This is a genomic window from Okeania sp. SIO3I5 (assembly GCF_010672085.1).
In the GTDB taxonomy this organism is placed as follows: domain Bacteria; phylum Cyanobacteriota; class Cyanobacteriia; order Cyanobacteriales; family Microcoleaceae; genus Trichodesmium.
In genome coordinates this window covers 1-19,633 of sequence record NZ_JAAHHT010000088.1, presented here as the reverse complement: position 1 = coordinate 19,633, position 19,633 = coordinate 1, and the positions used below count along the sequence as shown (strand labels likewise).

At 33.8% G+C, this 19,633-nt stretch carries 14 protein-coding genes; 5 read left to right on the top strand and 9 right to left on the bottom strand.

Annotated features, from left to right (window positions below; translation table 11 throughout):
• Positions 1–120: 120 nt before the first annotated feature.
• The 3 genes from secF (at position 121) to F6K40_RS19795 (ending at position 4,262) form a co-directional block, all read left to right on the top strand.
• Positions 121–1,107 (top strand): protein translocase subunit SecF, encoded by a 987-nt coding sequence (secF, locus tag F6K40_RS19805; RefSeq protein ID WP_293138823.1) that lies wholly within the window; start codon positions 121–123, stop codon positions 1,105–1,107.
• A 720-nt stretch (positions 1,108–1,827) separates the two neighbouring features.
• Positions 1,828–2,214 (top strand): hypothetical protein, encoded by a 387-nt coding sequence (locus F6K40_RS19800; RefSeq protein ID WP_293138822.1) that lies wholly within the window; start codon positions 1,828–1,830, stop codon positions 2,212–2,214.
• Between the two features lie 1,466 nt (positions 2,215–3,680).
• Positions 3,681–4,262: a M23 family metallopeptidase gene (locus F6K40_RS19795; protein ID WP_293138821.1), complete on the top strand. Its 582-nt coding sequence runs from the start codon at positions 3,681–3,683 to the stop codon at positions 4,260–4,262.
• 1,390 nt (positions 4,263–5,652) lie between these two features.
• Here F6K40_RS19795 and F6K40_RS19790 read toward each other — a convergent pair.
• Positions 5,653–5,844 carry a hypothetical protein gene (locus F6K40_RS19790; RefSeq protein ID WP_293138820.1) on the bottom strand — a complete coding sequence of 64 codons (192 nt, stop codon included), beginning with the start codon at positions 5,842–5,844 and terminating at the stop codon, positions 5,653–5,655.
• Between the two features lie 615 nt (positions 5,845–6,459).
• On the opposite strand from F6K40_RS19790, the gene rpoD reads away from it, so the two are divergent.
• Complete coding sequence (gene rpoD / locus F6K40_RS19785; protein WP_293138819.1) at positions 6,460–7,620, top strand: RNA polymerase sigma factor RpoD; 1,161 nt, start codon at positions 6,460–6,462, stop codon at positions 7,618–7,620.
• 455 nt (positions 7,621–8,075) lie between these two features.
• Here the strand turns inward: rpoD and F6K40_RS19780 are convergent, their stop codons facing one another.
• The 8 genes from F6K40_RS19780 to F6K40_RS19750 form a co-directional block, all read right to left on the bottom strand.
• Positions 8,076–8,765 (bottom strand): hypothetical protein, encoded by a 690-nt coding sequence (locus F6K40_RS19780; RefSeq protein ID WP_293138818.1) that lies wholly within the window; start codon positions 8,763–8,765, stop codon positions 8,076–8,078.
• Positions 8,766–8,783: 18 nt separating this feature from the next.
• Positions 8,784–9,758, bottom strand: a complete 975-nt coding sequence (locus tag F6K40_RS19775; protein ID WP_293138817.1) for a hypothetical protein — start codon at positions 9,756–9,758, stop codon at positions 8,784–8,786.
• Positions 9,759–10,181: 423 nt separating this feature from the next.
• Complete coding sequence (locus F6K40_RS19770; RefSeq protein WP_293138816.1) at positions 10,182–10,796, bottom strand: CP12 domain-containing protein; 615 nt, start codon at positions 10,794–10,796, stop codon at positions 10,182–10,184.
• A 701-nt stretch (positions 10,797–11,497) separates the two neighbouring features.
• Positions 11,498–12,418, bottom strand: coding sequence for a ribonuclease D (locus tag F6K40_RS19765; protein ID WP_293138815.1), 921 nt, complete (start codon positions 12,416–12,418; stop codon positions 11,498–11,500).
• Positions 12,419–12,658: 240 nt separating this feature from the next.
• Entirely contained in the window at positions 12,659–12,787 is a 129-nt protein-coding gene (locus F6K40_RS41390) for a DUF6888 family protein (protein WP_375340582.1), read from the bottom strand.
• A 598-nt stretch (positions 12,788–13,385) separates the two neighbouring features.
• Positions 13,386–14,372 carry a pentapeptide repeat-containing protein gene (locus F6K40_RS19760; protein ID WP_293138814.1) on the bottom strand — a complete coding sequence of 329 codons (987 nt, stop codon included), beginning with the start codon at positions 14,370–14,372 and terminating at the stop codon, positions 13,386–13,388.
• A 271-nt stretch (positions 14,373–14,643) separates the two neighbouring features.
• On the bottom strand, positions 14,644–15,483 hold the full coding sequence (locus F6K40_RS19755; protein WP_293138813.1) for a pentapeptide repeat-containing protein: 840 nt from the start codon (positions 15,481–15,483) through the stop codon (positions 14,644–14,646).
• Between the two features lie 248 nt (positions 15,484–15,731).
• Positions 15,732–17,201 (bottom strand): IS200/IS605 family accessory protein TnpB-related protein, encoded by a 1,470-nt coding sequence (locus tag F6K40_RS19750; protein WP_293138812.1) that lies wholly within the window; start codon positions 17,199–17,201, stop codon positions 15,732–15,734.
• 222 nt (positions 17,202–17,423) lie between these two features.
• Between F6K40_RS19750 and ilvD the strand changes: the two genes are divergently transcribed.
• A complete protein-coding gene (gene ilvD, locus F6K40_RS19745) occupies positions 17,424–19,109 on the top strand; it encodes a dihydroxy-acid dehydratase (protein WP_293138811.1) in 1,686 nt (561 codons plus the stop codon).
• The last annotated feature ends 524 nt before the right edge of the window (positions 19,110–19,633 follow it).

Here is a 19,633-nt window from a genome sequence, read left to right as displayed (position 1 = left end):
ATTTAAAGAGTTAAAAGAAGACCGTTTGACTATAATTTTTCTCTGTCATCTTAACGGTATTCAAATTCTCCATAAAGATGCCCTTAATATAATTAATGCATACAAATCCTAGAAAAAATAATGAAAATAAGTGTTATTAAACAGCGATCGCTTTGGTGGACAATTTCCGGGTCTATCATACTTAGTGGTTTAATTGCTATGGCTATTTCTTGGACTCGGCCAAATATTGGTGCGCCTTTACGTCCAAGTTTAGATTTTGTTGGCGGTACTCGGTTACAACTAGAATTAGATTGCACAATACCCAACAACTGCAATAAAGCTATTACAGTTGGTGCTGTAAGAGAAATAACAAGCAATCAAGATTTAGGCAATACCAGTATTCAAATTGTCGGAGAAGAGAAACAAGCTCTTGACATACGGACAAAAACTTTAGATGTTGATACTCGGACTCAGTTAATCACAGCTTTAAGTACAGAATTTGGCAAATTTGACCCAGACTCTACTCAAATTGATACAGTTGGTCCTACTTTAGGACGACGAATTTTTACCTCTGGACTATCAGCGTTACTGGTTGCTTTTTTTGGTATTACTGTATATCTGACTTTTAGGTTTCAGTTAGACTATGCCGTATTTGCTTTTGTTGCCCTCTTCCATGACATATTAGTTACGGTTGGCATTTTCTCAATTCTTGGTTTAATAGCTGGTGTAGAAGTAGACAGTTTATTTTTAGTTGCTTTACTAACTATTATTGGATTTTCTGTTAATGATACGGTTGTAATTTATGACCGAGTTAGAGAAGTAATTAAGCGCTACCCAGGAGAATCAATTAATCGGATAGTTGATGATGCTGTTAATCAAACTTTAACACGGTCAATTAATACAACTGTGACTACTTTATTACCGTTAGTTGGTATTCTGATATTTGGTGGAGAAACTTTAAAATATTTGGCTTTGGCTTTAATTATTGGTTTTGTGGCAGGTTCTTACTCTAGTATATTTATTGCTAGTACACTTTTAGCTTGGTGGCGCGAGCGAATTGGTGAATCTATCCCCAACCCCTTAGAAGAAAATTCACAATTAATAGAAGGTCAAGAAAATACTGTTTAGATATAACTGATAACTAGAGAAAATTAGAACTTTTAAATTTTTAGAGCTAATCAGTAAACTGAACTTTTTATGAAATATTCCGCAGGAAAACGCTTATTTATTCTTGCTGTCATGAATAATTTTTCTAGTAAATAAACTAAAAGTTGCTAAACCTAAATCTAGCAAAAAACTCAAGCTCTTATAGCAGTTTTCATTAATTTAATATAGACCGCAATGATCAGGTCTTTTATTAATGGATAATGGATAATTGATAATTACCTCTGGTTAAAACTGAAACATAATAGAATACAAGGAAATCAAGGAAATATTATTTCTTTTTTTCCTCTTGAAAGGGGAGCCTTTTAACCTAAATAATTAATAATTATTCGGTAAATTTTTCACTCTTTACCAAAAAATTTTGGTTTAAAGCCTCCTCTTTTAAAGGGATAATAAATAAAAATTTTCATGATTAGTCAATCCTCTCCTTGAAAAGAAGAGGTAATAATTAATTAATAATTATTAATTATTAATTATTAATTATTCATTGTTGAAGCATATTTATATTTTTTCTGTAGTCTATCAGTTTTAAAATCCCTATGATCTTAAGTTTATAAATTAGCTCTTATACTTTTACTGACTTTTACTAAAAAAAAATTTAGAGGAACTTATACTGTTACTTTAGTATAGAAAAAAATCTTATATTTCTTTTTTCTTATTTCTTATTCTTTCAACATCCTAAAAATGTGTAAAGATGAGCCAGTTTTACAAATCCAAGTAGAAAGACTTTACAGACTAATAGTCTATTGTAAGTGGTTAATAGTTGTGTTGCTCTGGAGTAGTGTTGGTTCTTTAAGTATCTTGAGTTTACGGAGAGAAATTTATTTGTGGGTAGAGCATTTTACTTGGGTTTCTGTACGTTATGCTCTGGCTTATAATAGACTACCTACCCTTGGTTTAAGTTTGTGTCTTGGTACTACTACTGCTATTTTAGTTTGGCAAAGTAGAAATATTCTTTGGGGTATATCTCCAGAAGAAAAAAAGCGTTTAGAACAACAAGTACGACAGATTAAGCATCAAGGACGAACTCATCCTTTATGGAATTGGGTAATTCAAAATGATTCAAATTGAGGATATAAATTTGATGTGAGGTTGCACATAATAAAGTTAGGAGAAAATTATGATTGTTAATAGGAGTAAATAATTAAATATTTCTGTTTCTATCTATAAGTAAACTCTGATTAAAATTTGATGATATGCAACTTAATTACGAATTTGGTATTAGAGTTTGGAAATCTACTTAGACTAAGAGGGACTACTGTATTTTCCTAACCTAGTAGTCCTATAGTTTCTAATTTTATGCAAAAATGTCAAATCTGGGTTTTTGTTCGCTTTAAACTACTGATTTAAGGAGTGCTAACCAAGCTAATGACAAATCAAAATATACAGCGGATTCCACCAAGCGTGAGGTACACCCTATAAAAATTTAATTGTTAATACCTGTACTTCATATACCTGGAATATGCTGTAACTTGGTTCATTATTATCCCAATGGTTTACTTGGAGGCACTGATAACTGTTAACGTAGTTACGACCATAGGAGGCTAACTGATAACTGATAACTGAAATAACCCTGTCAACTTTACCACATCAATCACCGAATCTGCTGTATATAAAATTAGTAGATAAAAGTTTAAAAGTTGCTTTTTTCTGTTCTCAACATCTGGAATTTAGCAAAAACATAATGAAGAATTATATATCAAACTCAAATCTACCAAAACAGATAAATCTTAAAGATTATTCTCTAAGTTTACTATTAAAGTCTGTTTCACAACTATTTACCTTCTACCTAAATAGTTCTGGGTAAAAAAAAATTATCGGTTTATAGAATTCCTTTAGAATACTTGTCAAGATTAACAGGATTTACACAAATAAATTATATGTATTGCATACCAAAGTTAAGTAACTGTTAGTTAATTTTTTATGCAATTTCGGCTGCTAGAGCTGACATAAAATACTGCGCTTTGCATCAGCGATCGCCTATTTTTTTTCACTGGAGTTTAGACTAATTTGGCAAAGCCAGAAGACTTACTAAACAAGAAGAGTCCCTGTGAACTTCTGCAACTAAAACCTGATTTTGTAAAAGCATTATGCTATTTGCTAGTCAACCATTTTAAGCCAGTGCTATAAGATTATTATGCAATTACAAAATTTTTTGAATAGTATAGTATAGTTTGGTTTATATCTAGAACAACTAAACTCAATCAAAAAAACTTGTTAATTCTTGGTTTCACGCTTTAAGGCTTGCTGAATAAATATAGAATCCTGATGTATTATCAGTTTCCCTATTCCCTATTCCCTATTCCCTATTCCCTATTCCCTTTCCTTAATAAATCAAAATTATGCAATTTTTTAGAAAAAAAAATCCACAAATACTGCAAAATAAAAAGGTATTTTACCAAAATTTAAAACCAGATAATTTGCTATTTATCTCTCTCATAAAACAAATTATTTTACAAACAAAATACAATCATAATAGTGGTAGAGTTAAAAATTTTTTTGTTTTTTTGATCTTTATATTTTTAATATATCTAACTGTGTTAGCTCCCTTAATCAAAACAGGAGCTAAAATATTAGGACAAACAGTAAAAAAAATAGTCATTGTGCAAGAGTGGGTAGAAGATAATTTCCCTCGAATTAATCCTTTCCTGACTCCAGACTATGGGAAATCAGATAAATTTCTCCCTTATATAATTTACACTCCCTATTTCATTGATGATACTCCTCCAGGAGCTTATGATTTTACCTTAGAGCTAAATGGTCAATTAGAGGTTCCTATTCCAGCACCTTGCCAAGGAACTATTCGCCAAACTAGATTTCAAGGCCAAAATGGTAGTTTTACAACTGCCCAAGGTGCAGGTCAAATAGTTGAACTTATGTGTGATGGTACTAATTATTATTGGTTAATGGGTCATTTGTTACAAGGTTCGCCACCAAGAAAAGGAACAAGAATCACTAAAGGACAACCAATTGGCATCCAAGGTCTTACAGGAAGAACCTCTGGTTATCATATCCATGCTCAGATTCATTATCGTAATGGACAGAGAATTACTAACAGAAAAATAACTCGTCCTCTTGTTGAAAATTACATCAAATTTTTGAGAAAAGGTTCTTATTGAAGAGAGGTAATAAAATATGAGAAAGCTTCCATCGAAGCTATAAATCTTAACAACTATACAACCGTAAATATCTGGCAACATTTATAGGCAGTCATTGATTGTTTTTGTATTTTCTAGGTTCAATATTTTATTTTTGTGTTTATATAAAGTGGACGTTCGATTTATATTATGACTGCTTAACATTAAAAACTTAATTTCTCTTAACGTAATATTTAGCTGCAATTGCTAAAATTTGAGCTAACTTACATATAAGGAGTATCAACTACAATACCAAATATGTAAAGAAGTGTAGTATTGCATAGCCTAACTCAATAATATAAAGTCAAAATTATACATAAGGGTTAAATGCAGTGATGAGTCGATATATTATCGATCTATTAAGGTAGAAAAACTAAATGTGAAGCCTACCCTCATATAATTTGGCCTGAGAGAAGATTTCTATAAAGGTTGAATATAAGATGTTAATGATTGATTAACATATACTGATGAATAAAAAATATAATAGAAGAAGAAATAGCATTAATATGTAATGACCGTAATGCTTGAAAACAAAATAATAATTTCGGGATCGTATAAGTAGCACTTGAGAAAATAATCTGTTAGACTAGAAATTATAAAGCTGTTTAGAGTTAGCTTGAATTAGATTATTCTTAAGTTAATCATTACGATTAATATTGTAGTATCAAGTATCATAGTGAAAGAAAAACTTTAACTTGACCTGAAAAATGGAATTAGCTCGCAATGGCATATAACCAAGAGAAAAAGTAAATTTATAAGTCTCAATTCTATAGAATCAATAAAAAATATCACAATTATGACAGATAGATTAAAAATTATTATAATGATATAGGAATAAATAAAAATATTGACCAAAAGTATTGAAAATTTTAATAAAGCTATACAAATGACTTGAACAATAAGCTATGTGGCAAAATTTTTTATGTATAATTTAAGATGAAGTCCTATGGCTAAAAAAACTAGCAATATTTTTCTAAACTCAACATGATGAATAGTGGAGGTGATCAATGTATAGATTATTGCTAGGATAAAAGTAATTACCCTCATCTGCCAAATCTTACAAATATATCTAAAAGATTTAGGATAAGATGTAATGACAACAGTAAGTAGCAGGAAAAAAAGGAGCATCACCAAACATAAGTAATTGTGTAGTCAAGTTTCTGATAGTTTCACAATCTAAACAAAGGATGTTTTAATGGTGTTGAACATAAATCCCTGGAATTCCTCACCTAATATGTATAATTAGGTGAGGAGAAAAGGTTGGATAACTATAAAATACAAAGCACACCCTTCAGATCCGAATACTTCTCACTTAGTGGAGTTAGTAGTCGATTAATCAATTTTTCTATTAGCTGTGTCATTTCTTTTGTTGCTAATGAGGTTGAAAGCTAAAGACGCACTTCATAAATCGACGACTTAATATAGCCAAGAAATATGGCACTATCATTATTAAAGATTGAAATGTTACTGGGATATTAGCTAACCATAAACTAGCTAACCATAAACTAGCTAACCATAAACTAGCTAAATCAACAATTAGTAGATAGTGTTTTTCTGAGTTCAAGCGTCAACTAGAATATAAAACTCAGTTTTATGGTTCTGAATTGGTAGAGTGGGGATAGATTTTTTTCCTTCTTCTGAGAGTTGTAACGGTGCTGCGATTATCTAATGGATATGTCATGCAAATCTAGAAGTGTGGTTTGTATTCTATAAACTAGCTATGATATGCAAGGTCGGAATTTGACCAGATGGAGTATGCTTGACCATTGCCTGTAGAGGTTACTGCCGACAGTGTGACCCCAGAAGGTAAGAAAGTATCATGGCATGTCTGTACACATTAAAATGTTATTACCCGTGACGTTTTAGATCAGTTTGATGAAGCAGTAACGATAACAAAGTTAGTTGAGTTGAGGTACTTAAAATGTAGAATTATGATACTGGCATGACCACTAACTAGCCAGAACATAGAACTCTGAAGGCTGGGAAAAAAGAGCCAATATTAATTAAAGTAAGCCTTAAATTAGTAAATATTATTCCAGGCAAACTCATGTAATTTCCCAGTTTGTAGGAAAAAACATAAACCATATAGGCTTGGTTACTAGCTATACTGTCTTAAGATAGACAGAAAACTTCTGTAAAGTAATTTATTCTTGAACTTAAGGAGCATGAGGAACGCGACATGATCCAGACTAACAATGTAATTGAAACCACTATTCAGCCTGAGCTAGAATCTAGCAATTTATTTCAGTCAACCCCTACCAGACAAATAAACGATGAATTAGACCTTTTAATTGGAGATAGAGAAGAATATGTAGATGCTCAGTCTGATGAGGACGATCTAAAGTCTGGTAAAGTTGTCAAATCTCGTACTCGGACTGCGGGCAAAAAAAAGCATTACACAGAAGACTCGATTCGCCTTTACCTACAGGAAATAGGAAGAATTAGGCTATTACGAGCTGATGAAGAAATTGAATTGGCGCGTAAGATTGCTGATTTATTGGAATTGGAGCGAATTCGAGAAGATTTAATGTACCACTTAGATCGAGAACCTCAAGTCAGTGAGTGGGCAAATGCGGTAGACATGGAATTGTCAAAGTTTAAGCGTCGGTTAATACTTGGACGCAGAGCTAAGGAAAAGATGGTACAGTCTAACCTGCGTTTAGTGGTCTCGATCGCTAAAAAGTACATGAATCGTGGTTTATCATTCCAGGATTTGATTCAGGAAGGTAGTTTGGGATTAATTCGAGCGGCAGAAAAATTTGACCATGAAAAGGGGTATAAGTTTAGTACCTACGCAACTTGGTGGATTCGTCAAGCTATTACCAGAGCGATCGCCGATCAGTCTCGTACTATTCGTCTACCAGTTCATCTGTACGAAACTATATCTCGAATCAAGAAAACTACTAAGCTTCTTTCCCAAGAAATGGGGCGCAAACCTACAGAAGAAGAAATAGCAACTAGCATGGAAATGACTATTGAAAAGTTACGTTTTATTGCTAAGTCTGCTCAACTTCCCATATCTTTAGAAACTCCGATCGGAAAAGAAGAAGATTCTCGACTTGGAGATTTTATTGAGTCAGATGGGGAAACTCCTGAAGACGAAGTATCCAAAAATTTATTGCGAGAAGACTTAGAAAGTGTTTTAAATAGTTTGAGTCCTCGCGAACGAGATGTATTACGCTTAAGGTATGGTTTGGATGATGGACGGATGAAGACTTTGGAAGAGATTGGGCAAATATTTAATGTGACTCGCGAGCGGATTCGACAAATTGAAGCAAAAGCGCTCAGGAAGTTACGACATCCAAATCGGAATAGCATTCTCAAGGAATATATTCGTTAGAGAAGTTAGTCGGTTGTCTATTAGCTAGCTTTTTTTGAGGGATCGGCGTTGCTGAATAATAATATGAGTTTACAGCAAATTTCGTAGAAATGAAGTACAAGGCGTGGGCGTTTCTGATTTTGGGTATGATTTGTATTTTTTAGTAGTTGCTAAACTCTTGAATAAGAAATATTTGAGATTGCTCAATTTTTATTTTCATACCTTAGATTCAGCAACGTCAGCGTGAATAGTAAAGTCTTGTAGTGCGGGCATCTTGCCCGCGATGAGTGTACCTCACGGACATCGGGAAATGCTGTATTTTCTCGGAAGCAGAAGTTAAATTATCAGAACTTACGCCAAGGTACTATATATAGAGTCTAAAAACTATAACGTTATAGTTTTGAACGCTATATATATGGTTTCTCCGTAAGTCCTGATTATTATATTTGCTAATTCATACTAGAAATCAGCAACGCTTAAAACCAACCAATCAAACCACCGTAGGAAACTACATTTGAATCAGGATCGTTTTGATTAGAAACCATTTTCCATCTAAAAGTTTTCTTTTCAAAAAAGGGGCAAAAGACTATACCACCTGACCAGAATGGATCTTTTGAATAATTAGTATATCCGTTTTGTAAATAATGGTCAACTTTTTTACTATAGTTACCCTTCCTATCAGCACAAACAAAAGAAGCTGAACCAACATCACGAGAGTTTACAATTACTTTTATTACTGCACCTTTAGCTATGTCGGGAATATATTCTGACACATCTATATTGTGGTCTCCACCATCTTGTGGTCTCCATAAATTAACATATTCATCAGCTAGAAAAAGATGAATATTATTAACAGAATCAGAATCTTGGACTACTGCTATATTTGTCAAGTCCTGAAGTTTATTTGATAGATTCTGAACTTTATTATCTAATTTTTGCTCAAGAGAATCTACTTTGTTTCCTAAAGTTTCTAATTCTTCAAGTTTGGTTTGTAATTCTTGCTTGATTGAACTAACTACTGATAAAGCTTCCTGATAACATTCCAAGGCAGTAGAATTTTTCGTACAACCTTCTCTGTTATTTTGAGCGCTTACTGACTGAGGATTAGAAAATATCAGAATAATAGCTAAAAATATAATTGTGCTTAATTTTAATAAACGTTTCATAGTTATTCTCCTTCAGAGCTATTGATTGAGATAGTCTCTCCAACGACGGTATTCCATTCCATATTTTGCCCAGTCACTTTGAGCAGACTCCATTATCCCTGTTGCATTGCTTCTTTTAGCTAAACAAACCATTTGACTTGCATGAAGTTCAAGTTGTGAGTAGTTGTCTAGAATTTGTTGTATGGTTAATGTCTTTGCACGCTTTGCAAGAATCTCATTAATTTCACACTCATATAAACGGTAGAGATAAATTTCTGTACCTGCCAAAGTACCCATTTTCTTTTCACAATAGGTAGGAAATAACGGCAAGGAGAAGGGACGAATACTTTTTACTGATGCTTCAATTCCCAATTTTACCTCTTTAATTGTGCCTACTGTAGAGCAATCAAGTTTTTTGACAAGTTCATCTAACTGGTTAAAAGTATCTTGCTGAAGTTCCTCCAATCTTGTGAGTGTGGGAGAAAACAGGTCATTATAAAGAGTCTCTGGTGCTTTTTGGACAATCTCATCGACTTTGGCCAAAAGTCTCATCATTTCTAAAGTAATTTGATTAATTCGTGCTTCTACAGCTCGATCTACTGTACCTAGAGTGTAGCGGACATCAATAAGAGCTTCTGCACGAGCGCGATTAATCTCTGAAAAGGTTTCCTGCATAGCACCACGATACTTGTCATCTACTATTTCTAGAATTTGATCGATATCTTCAACCACTTCATTTTCAATTTCAAGGATATTTTTTTTTCCATCCTCCATGAGTATTTTAGCTGCTTCTTCACTACGAAGAATGTTTTTTGCTGCTACATCATCAACCTTCTTAAACACATCATCAAGAAGGGGGTTTATGTCGCTTTTAATAAATTTATTTAATTCTGCTAATGCTGCCTTAGCAGTCGCTTCACCACCATATTCAAATGGTATTTTAAATATTTTTCCTATGTATCTAGTAGGGTCTATTTTGTGCCAAAAACTAGCTAAAGAAGGTTTAGGCTGCATTAAAAAAAGCATCACACTAAGACACAGAACAAGAAATATTTTGACTATCTTCATTGACCTACCAGACCAAAAAGTTTCTATATTTTTATTCAATAAGTACAACTTTTTGCTTTCCACTATTATTATTTAAGACTTTACAGGTTAAATGAATAATAATTGGTTTTCAACTATTATTATATATTAAGGAAAGACTCATCAACTTAAACCAACAATAGTATTTACCATTTCTGCTAATACCCTAGATTTTTTTGAGAGTAAAAAAAAATTAAACTATAGCATTATTATGCAGCAGTACCAGCAAAACAGAAAAAAATGTAACTATACTTAATATTACTATTTTTAGCTATCGCCAAAAAAAGCACTGAATATTATTCTCAGTGCTAACAGAAAAAATCTTATCTATATACAGGTAAAATTCTGAAACTAAATATCATAAGTTCTTGCTTCAGCAGCATCTGGGTTATCCTCACAATATTCATCAAAAGCGGTTTTATCAAATCTTTCTGCCTTTTGATGAGCAACTTCAGCTTGTAACTCCTCTACAATATCCCATGCTGCAGCGCATTCTCTAGAAGTAACACCTTTTTCTGCACAAATACTTCTTGCTTCTTCAATAGCTACCTCTATTCTCTTTTCAAGTAGCACAGATTTTGGTTTTTCAACAAAATCACTCTTGCTTAAAATATCTGTAATTGAAATAATACCAAGCAATGTATCTTTAATAACAGGTGCTCGACGTATACCTGTTTGAGCAAATAACCTTGCTACATATTCTACACCTAAATCTGGGTTAACCACAATACAAGGCTTAGTCATAATTTCATAGACTCGTACTTGTTTTGGATCTTTCCCATAAGCAGCAACTTTATAAACAATATCTGTCTCTGTAATAATTCCATAAGCATCTTGTTCGTGACGACGTTCTACAATTAGAGCACGCAAAGATAAGTCATTCATCTTTTTTACAGCATCAGCTATTGTTGCTGAACCTTTAATTGTCTCTACATTTGTGGTCATAATATCTTGAGCTTGCATCATCTTGACTTTTCCTCAATAATGTGTATTTAGTTATTGATACTTCAATTACCAATATTTAGTAGCTTTGCTATTAACTAAGAGTAGAATAGAATAGTTACTTAGTCTACAAATTTATCAAATCAAATAATTATACCTTTAAGTCTTCAGCTTTCAGCATTCAGCTAAAGCAAAAACTATTGGTAAAATAGAATAGTTACTTAGTCTATAAAATTTATCAAATCAAATAATTATAGCTTTAAGCATTCAGCTAAAGTAAAAACTATTGACTGTAAAGGATTTCAATTTTATTAAAGTCAAAACACTTTTTTGTAGTGCTATAGTAGTGGTAAAAAAGTAAGCATCCAGCTATTAGCTTTCATCTCTCAACTCTAACCTTTGAATCAAGCAATTATTCCTTGAACTTATAGCACATTTTCAAGCCATAAATTGAAATAAAAAAACAACAAGTTTAACTTTTCAACCCATAAAATTAATTGTGTGGTGTGAAATATAAATCTGTCTCGTAAATCTGTCTCGGAAGCTGATAGCTGAAGAGCTAAGTTCCTCCGCAGGAGACTAGCTGACGGCTGAATGCTTACGTAAAAAAGTAATGATGACTAGAAGTGGAGAATCAGGAATAGAGAAAACCAAAGTTTCCGAATACTTCAAATATACTTTATTATGACTATTTTAGGACTAGCAAAATTGTTAAATTTTTTTTACTAATCTTGCTCAATAGTATCTGTCAAACCCTTAAAAGTTAATTTCAAACTATAACTATTTTCTGTATTTACCGAAAGTTTATCGATGATATTTCCAAAATCTTTTTGTAGTTTTTGAGTTAGAGTAATGGGAAAATCAAAATCTATTCCCTGATTTTGTACTATGGTTGCCAATTCAGAAAAATTAACTTTTTTAGTAGTTCGTTCTACAGATGATAATTTAAAAGTCGAAGTTTCAGGAATATTTTGTGCCTGCATAGCTAATTTTATACGTTCATGTATATGATCAATTTCTGAATCTAACAATTTCCATTGATGTAAAATCTCTTGATATCTGTGAGTTAATTCATCTAAATTATCATTAGCAGGTTCAGAATTATTTTGCTTAATTAATTCCAACAAAGCCAAGTGTACTTGAGCTAAATAAACCGGGTCCATCTTGGCATATTCTAGTTGTTTTTCTGTGAGTGGGCGTTGCCCCCAATCACTTCCTTGTTCTTCTTTATCTATGTTTTTAAAATTAGTGAATTTTTCAGCTAATGTCTTCAGTTTTAAATTAGGTACTGGCAAAATATAATAAGGTAATTTTTTAGCTATTTCCCAAGTACAAGTAATATTTTTAGCTTGACTTTTACCCAGAAATTTAATGTCATACTTAGCATTGTGAAATACCTTTTCAATATCAGGATTAACCATTATTTGCTCGATCAAAAAGTTGGTTATATCTGGATTTTCTAAAACATCAAAAATATAAACATTGTCACCTAAAAAATCTTGAGGATCGGCTAATAATTGAATTAAAGATAATCTAGGTTGACGGGTATTATAATCAGCAACCTCTGTATCAATCCAAAGTATATTAGCTTGAGTCAATTTCTCAATAACTGTTTTAATACTATTATTATCTGTCAAATAAATCATATAGAAATTTTCAAATTATTACTGAGTCAAATAAATTATATATAAATTTTAGGCGTTGGTAAATTAGGGTATGATTTGTATTTTTTGGTAATTCCTAAACTATTGAATAACAAATATTTGAGATTGTTCAATTTTTATTTTCATGCCTTTATTTACCAACGCCAAATTTTAAAATTATTTAGTGTATCATCGAAGGTTCGTGCAACCAGGGGTAATTAAAGCCTGAGGTTTAGACTAAATTTATAGAATTGTTACCTCACCATTTCTATCAATTAAAACTTGGATATCTTCACCTGCAAGAATGAAAATATCATCGCTTCTTTCATCTAGTCTAACTAGATAAATCGGTAAATAATTAATAATTAACAATTAATAATTAATAATTACCTCTTTTTTTTAAGAGGAGGATTGGTTAAAAAGAAAAAAAAATTTTCTTTTTTCTCCTTTCAAGGAGAAGCTTTAAACCTTGATTTTTCCGTAAATACATCTGTGTGATTCTTCGACACATAACAAAACAATTAACCGCTTGTTTCTCTGTGGGCATTTTCACGCTTCATACCCTATGATGACTTAAATTTTGTTTATTTTTGGCAATAAATACAGTAAACCTAAATTGGTTGTGAAAATTTCTATAATAATTAATTTGAAAAGATGTTTATAAAGCATAGCTCTAAAAAGGAGAGTTCAATAATGGATAATGGATAATGGATAATTACCTCTCCCTTTTAGGGAGAGGATTGACTAAAAGGAAAAAATTTATTTTTTTCCCCTATCCAAGAGGAGGCTTTAAACCTGAATTATTTAATTGTTTAATTGTTTAATTGTTTAATTGTTTAATTGTTTCGGTAATTTAATTGTTAATTACTGAAAGCCAAGTAATCTAAGACTTTTTACGAAGTTTATAAATCAGCTCTTAAATTATTAATTATTAATTAATTATTAATTATTAATTATTAATTATTAATTATTAATTAACTTTACCATCTGGCATCATAGCCCCTGTTAAATTAGTATTTTGTAAATCCACCCCATCCAAAATTGCTCCCCTTAAACTAGCTCCACTTAAGTCAGCACCATCAAGATTAGCTTCACTCAAATCAGCCTTCCACAAATAAGCTTCCTGTAAACAAGCACCACTTAAATCAGCTTTATGCAAATCAGCTAAATTAAGATTAGTTTTACTCAAATTAGCATCAGTCAAAACAGCATAAGACAAATCAGCTCTCATTAAAACTGCTTCACTAAAATTACTATCAATTAATACAGCATTTCTCAGATTAGAGCCATTCATAATTGCTCCTTTTAAATCAGCAGAAGTTAAATTAGTACCACTAAAATTTGTAGCAGTTAAATCTGCACCAGACAAGTTAGCAAGCTTCATTTTAGCTCCACTAAAATCAATCCCATTCAAATCCATTTCATGTAAATCTACCTCCATCAAATATGCTTTACTCAGATTAACTCCAGTTAGAAAAGCACCTTGTACTAAAGCTTGATTAAGTCGAGCGCGACTCAAATTAGCCCAACGAAGATTAGCATTTTTCAGATTAGCAGAACGCAAATTTATACCACTAAGATTAGCTCCACAAAGATTAACACCTTCTAGGTTAGCGCTTCTCAAATTTACACCAGATAAAATAGCGCCAGTTAATTTAGCACCAGATAACTCTGACTTAACCAAAAAAGAACCCTGTAGATCGGTTTTTGTCAAGTCAGCATTAATAAGTTTTCCCTTTCCCAATTTGACATATTTCATGTTAGCGGAGTAGAGAAAAGCATCAGAAAAATTTGCTTCAGACAGAACAGCTCTAGTTAAATCTGCACAAGCCAAAGAACAACCTGTAAAATTAACTTTTTCCAGGTGGAAATGTTTTAAATTTGCTCCTACCAAATTTATTTTGTGAAAATCTCGTTCTCCTAGAGAATATCGACTCTTTAATTCCTCAGTATTCATTTTACTTTCTTCCTAATTACCTATAATAAAATTCTCAATATACTCTAATTATATTCGACTAGATATAGATAAATTTTATGAATATTTGTTAATATAAACAATCAAAAACAACACCCATTATAATTTAACATTTTCAGTTAACAGCAACAATATTTCTAGTGCAGGATGACAGAAATAACTGACAAGTTACAGGCTTCCCTTAAGCCTTACTAAGCAATAATGCGTGAATTTTGAATTTTGAATTTTGAATTTTGAATTCCGCGTAGCGGCACTAGGGAAAAGTTGTACCATCAGGCATAATTGCTCCGCTCATCTGTACATCTCGTAAATTAGTTTTATTGAGCTTTGCATCAATCAAAACAGCTTTCATTAATTTTGCCCCCGTAAGATTTGACCAACTTAATTTAGCTCGAAATAAATTAGCCTCACAAAGGTTAGCACCTCGTAAAGTAGTCCAACTAGCATTAGTAGTTCGTAGTTTTGCTCCACTTAGGTTAGCTTCGCTCAAAGTAGCTCCAATAGTAGTAGATTTACTCAAATCAGCTCCACTGAGATTAGAACCACTTAACATAGCTCCACTGAGAATTCCATGCATCATATTGGCCCTCTGCAAAATTGATTCATTCATCAAAGCATTTGTTAAATTAGCAGACTCTAAGTTAGAATCACTTAAAATAGACCGAATTAAATTAACGCGAATCATTGTACATTCACTTAAATTAGCTTTAGTCAAATTCGCCTGACTTAAATTAGCCTCCGTCAAGTTAGCACCACTTAAATCAGCTTCACTCAAATTAGCTTCTCTAGAATTAGAACCCCGTAGATTAGCACCACTTAAATTAGCATTAGTCAAGTTAGCTTTAACTAGATTTGTTGAGATTAAATTAGCTTCACTCAAGTTACTTCCACTTAAATGAGTATCCGTAAAAATCACCTCTCTAAAGTTAACTCCACTGAGGTTAGCATCCTTCAAGATTACGTTACGGAGACTTGCCCTGGTAAAATTAGCATTACTTAAATCAGCCCCTGTTAAATCTATTCCTACCAGGGTGATACCTTTAAAATTTCTTTCTCCTGCTGCATATTGCCGGAAAAGTTCCTCAGCCTCCATTTGCTCTGCCTCAAAGTATTTTCTATTTTATATTTTATATTTAAAGCAGGACATTAAAAATTGCTTGGATAAAAAACTGATACTACCACATCTAGGTTGGAAATGTGGGTAAATTTTAGAAAATATAGACTTCTTCGGGACTCCGTTTGAAAAAACCTGATCAAATCGCTCAAATATAGCGAACATCAAAAGGAAAAACACCACGGTCACGTTTAGTCAATCATTAACGCCAAAAACTTGCCACAATCTCAGCCAAAAGGTTCGCACTGTGGCATAACCAATGATTCCCAGTTAGAGACTGAGATACTATAATAGTCATGGCGACATTTTATACCATCCCAGGACTTGATCACTTTATTTAATTGATTCCACGCGCTCCAGACGTGCTTTCCTTTCTTCACCAAAGGATAGGCGGTTAAGGAGCGCGGTAGTCGTTCTGAAAGTCTCATTCCACGTCGAGCCATAACTAGGGCTGCCGCTTCGTCGTTAGCTAATCCATACATTCGGACATATTTAACCAGACCAATTAAACTGCTGTATGCTGGATTGACTTTGATTAGTTCTATACCCCGATTACTCAGAATTGCTTCTAATTTTTGACAAAATTGATTATATCCCCAACTAGATAGCATTCGAGAGTATTTTTTACCCTCCTCTCGTAGTTGTTCTTTCTTCTTACCAAAATCCAGATTTTCTACTACTACAGGGCAAGCGTATTTATCGGCTAATTCTTGAATTTGTAGGCAAGCTTTAACTATTTGACCATCTTGCTTATTCTTTGGCAATCCCATTTCTAATGGTATCTGTCCATGTTCTCTTAAATTTCCATCTGCATCACAGTATGCCCATCCAATACTTCCTGGGTTAATATCTAACCCTATTGCTCCATAAGAAATCGGTCGCGAGCTTTGATTAACTGGTTTTGGAGTAAATTGAACAGCGGCTACCCATTTATTTTGTTTGTAGTAAAAATGCCAAGTTTTACTACCATCAATCGGCATCCGGTTAATCTTTCTTTTGAACTCACCCAACTGTGTTTCAACGTATTTGCCGAATCTCTTTTCTAAGCAATAAGGTACTCTAAACCGGATAGTCTTACCATCCCACTGACAAACTTGATTACCATAACTTTCTGTTTTACTACCGACAATAAAAACCTGATTAAAAGGCACTTTTACTTGAATTTTAGCCAACTTTAAATGCTCAATCTTCTTAGTTAAATGGTAAATGTAGCGCTTTTTATGGTGAATTTGAAACCTCAGATTTTGCCAATTTGTATCCTTGTACTTTACCGAGCATGACAAAGGAAAACCACAGCCAGTTTGACTATTTTGCCAGTTCTTTTTTTGATAAAATTTTCTAGCATCTTTTAACTTTTTCTCTGATTTTTTTAACCAATCAAGAGCAGATTTTAATTTTCCTCCTAACTGCTTAATGTGATTCTGGCGACACTCTTTGGCAGACTCTACCTGGCCTTTTGCCAATGCAATTACACCATTAGCGTGTCTTTTATTAATTTGATAGGCTTTTTGTACATAAGTATTCCAGGTAGACTTATTAAACAAGCTGCCAGACAATAAATTCTGAACCGTTTCACATACTGCCTTGCGTATTATTGGGGAGTATGCCACCAAGAATGCCTGAAATTTGGTCATCCCTAAAGCATTTAATTCATCTAATGGTTCTGGTAATGCTTGACAATATGTTATTGTGGCCATTTTTTAGCACCCTAACTTTTTTCATTATCACATTAATAAAGAACGAAAATCACAAATTCCTGATATAATTTACTTCCTCTGCAGAACCTTTCTTGACTCAAATGCAGACACCAAACTGATCACCTACTAAATAACTTTACTTCAAAATTATTATAAATATCTCAAATAGCACCCTGATATTCTGAGAAAATCAAACATATAAGACCATACAGAAAAAATGCTATGCCAGAGAATGTTAGAAGCCAATTAATTACAAAAGGAGTACAACGCGCTCCGAACCGAGCTATGCTCAGAGCAGTAGGTTTTGAAGATTCAGACTTTACCAAACCAATTATTGCGGTTGCCAATGCCTACAGCACTATTACTCCCTGCAACATGGGCATTAACGATCTGGCCACGCGAGCCATGAGTGGAGCGAAAGAAGCTGGAGGAATGCCACAGATATTTGGCACCATTACTATTAGCGATGGTATTTCCATGGGTACTGAAGGGATGAAATATTCCCTAGTTTCCAGAGATGTAATTGCGGACTCCATCGAAACAGTTTGTAATGGCCAAAGCATGGACGGAGTTCTTGCCATTGGTGGGTGTGACAAAAATATGCCCGGAGCAATGATAGCGATCGCCCGCATGAATATCCCAGCCATATTCGTCTACGGTGGTACTATTAAACCAGGCCACTACAACGGTAAAGACTTAACAGTTGTAAGTGCTTTTGAAGCAGTAGGACAATATAGTGCCGGAAAAATTGACGAAACAGAATTAACGGAAGTAGAACGTAGAGCTTGTCCTGGTGCTGGTTCCTGTGGAGGAATGTTCACTGCCAATACTATGTCTTCAGCTTTTGAAGCAATGGGAATGAGTCTCATGTACTCATCAACAATGGCTGCCGAAGATCCAGAAAAAGCAGATAGTACGGAAAAATCTGCTTATGTATTAGTAGAAGCTATTCGGAAACAAATTTTACCCCGCCAAATTATTACTCGCAAAGCTATCGAAAATGCAATTTCAGTAATAATGGCTGTAGGGGGTTCCACCAATGCAGTATTACACCTACTGGCGATCGCTCATGCTGCGGAAGTGGAGTTATCTTTAGATGATTTTGAAACAATTAGGGCGCGAGTACCTGTATTGTGTGACCTGAAACCAAGTGGTAAATACGTTACAACAAATTTGCATCAAGCAGGAGGCATCCCTCTAGTAATGAAAATGCTCCTAGAAAAAGACCTACTCCACCCAGACGCCTTAACCATAACAGGTAAAACTATTGGAGAGCAACTAGCAGACATACCTTCTCAAGCACCTGCCAACCAAGATGTAATTCGACCTTGGGATAATCCTATGTATGCTCAAGGACACTTAGCTATTTTAAAAGGAAATCTAGCAACTGAGGGAGCCGTTGCTAAAATTACAGGAGTCAAGAATCCAGAAATAACAGGTCCAGCTAGAGTATTTGAGTCAGAGGAAGCTTGCTTAGAAGCAATATTAGCCGGCAAAATTCAAGCAGGAGATATTATTGTAGTTCGTTATGAAGGTCCGAAAGGCGGACCAGGAATGCGGGAAATGTTGGCACCAACTTCCGCTATTATAGGTGCTGGTTTAGGAGATAAAGTAGGATTGATTACTGATGGTAGGTTTTCTGGTGGTACTTACGGTATGGTAGTTGGTCATGTGGCTCCAGAAGCAGCAGTAGGTGGAGCGATCGCTCTGATCAAAGAAGGAGACACGATTACTATTAATGCTCATAAGCGTTTACTACAATTAAATATTTCTGATGAGGAACTAGAAAAGCGGCGTCAAGTATGGCAACCACCGACACCCCGATATACTAGAGGTGTATTGGCTAAGTATGCTAAGTTAGTTTCTTCTAGTAGTCAAGGAGCAGTAACTGACGCTGGATTGGATTGAAATTTATGATAAGGTAAATTATTTAATTAATAATTATTAATTGGTAGGACTGTAGGGGTTTGGTCTCCAAACCCTTGCTTGATAAGGATGAAGCAGAGACACTATATAGAGTGTTCAAAAACTATAACGTTATATATATGTAGTGTTTAGAACTAAAAAATGTGTAAGTCCTGATAACTTTGGCAAGAGACTTGAAGCTGATAATTTTGTGTTTAGAGGAAGGAGAAAAATTTTTCAGTATCCAGCTCCGAGAGCTTCAGCAAATGAAATGACTCTTGTCTGTTGAACAATAAAAGCAGAAAAATTTCCATTATCCGTTATTTTCATTTTCTGAAAGCTCTTGACATCCTCCCGACGCTGCTCTGCGAGACAGCGCGGGATTCCCATCTATCATTCGAACAGACTAAGCTGAACGAATGACTCAGGGCGGGTTGAGTTAAACTAAGCCAGGTAAGTTACCCTACCCGACTCGTCTTCAAAACCGTGCGTGAGACTTTCACCTCACACGGCTCCTCTCTTAGACA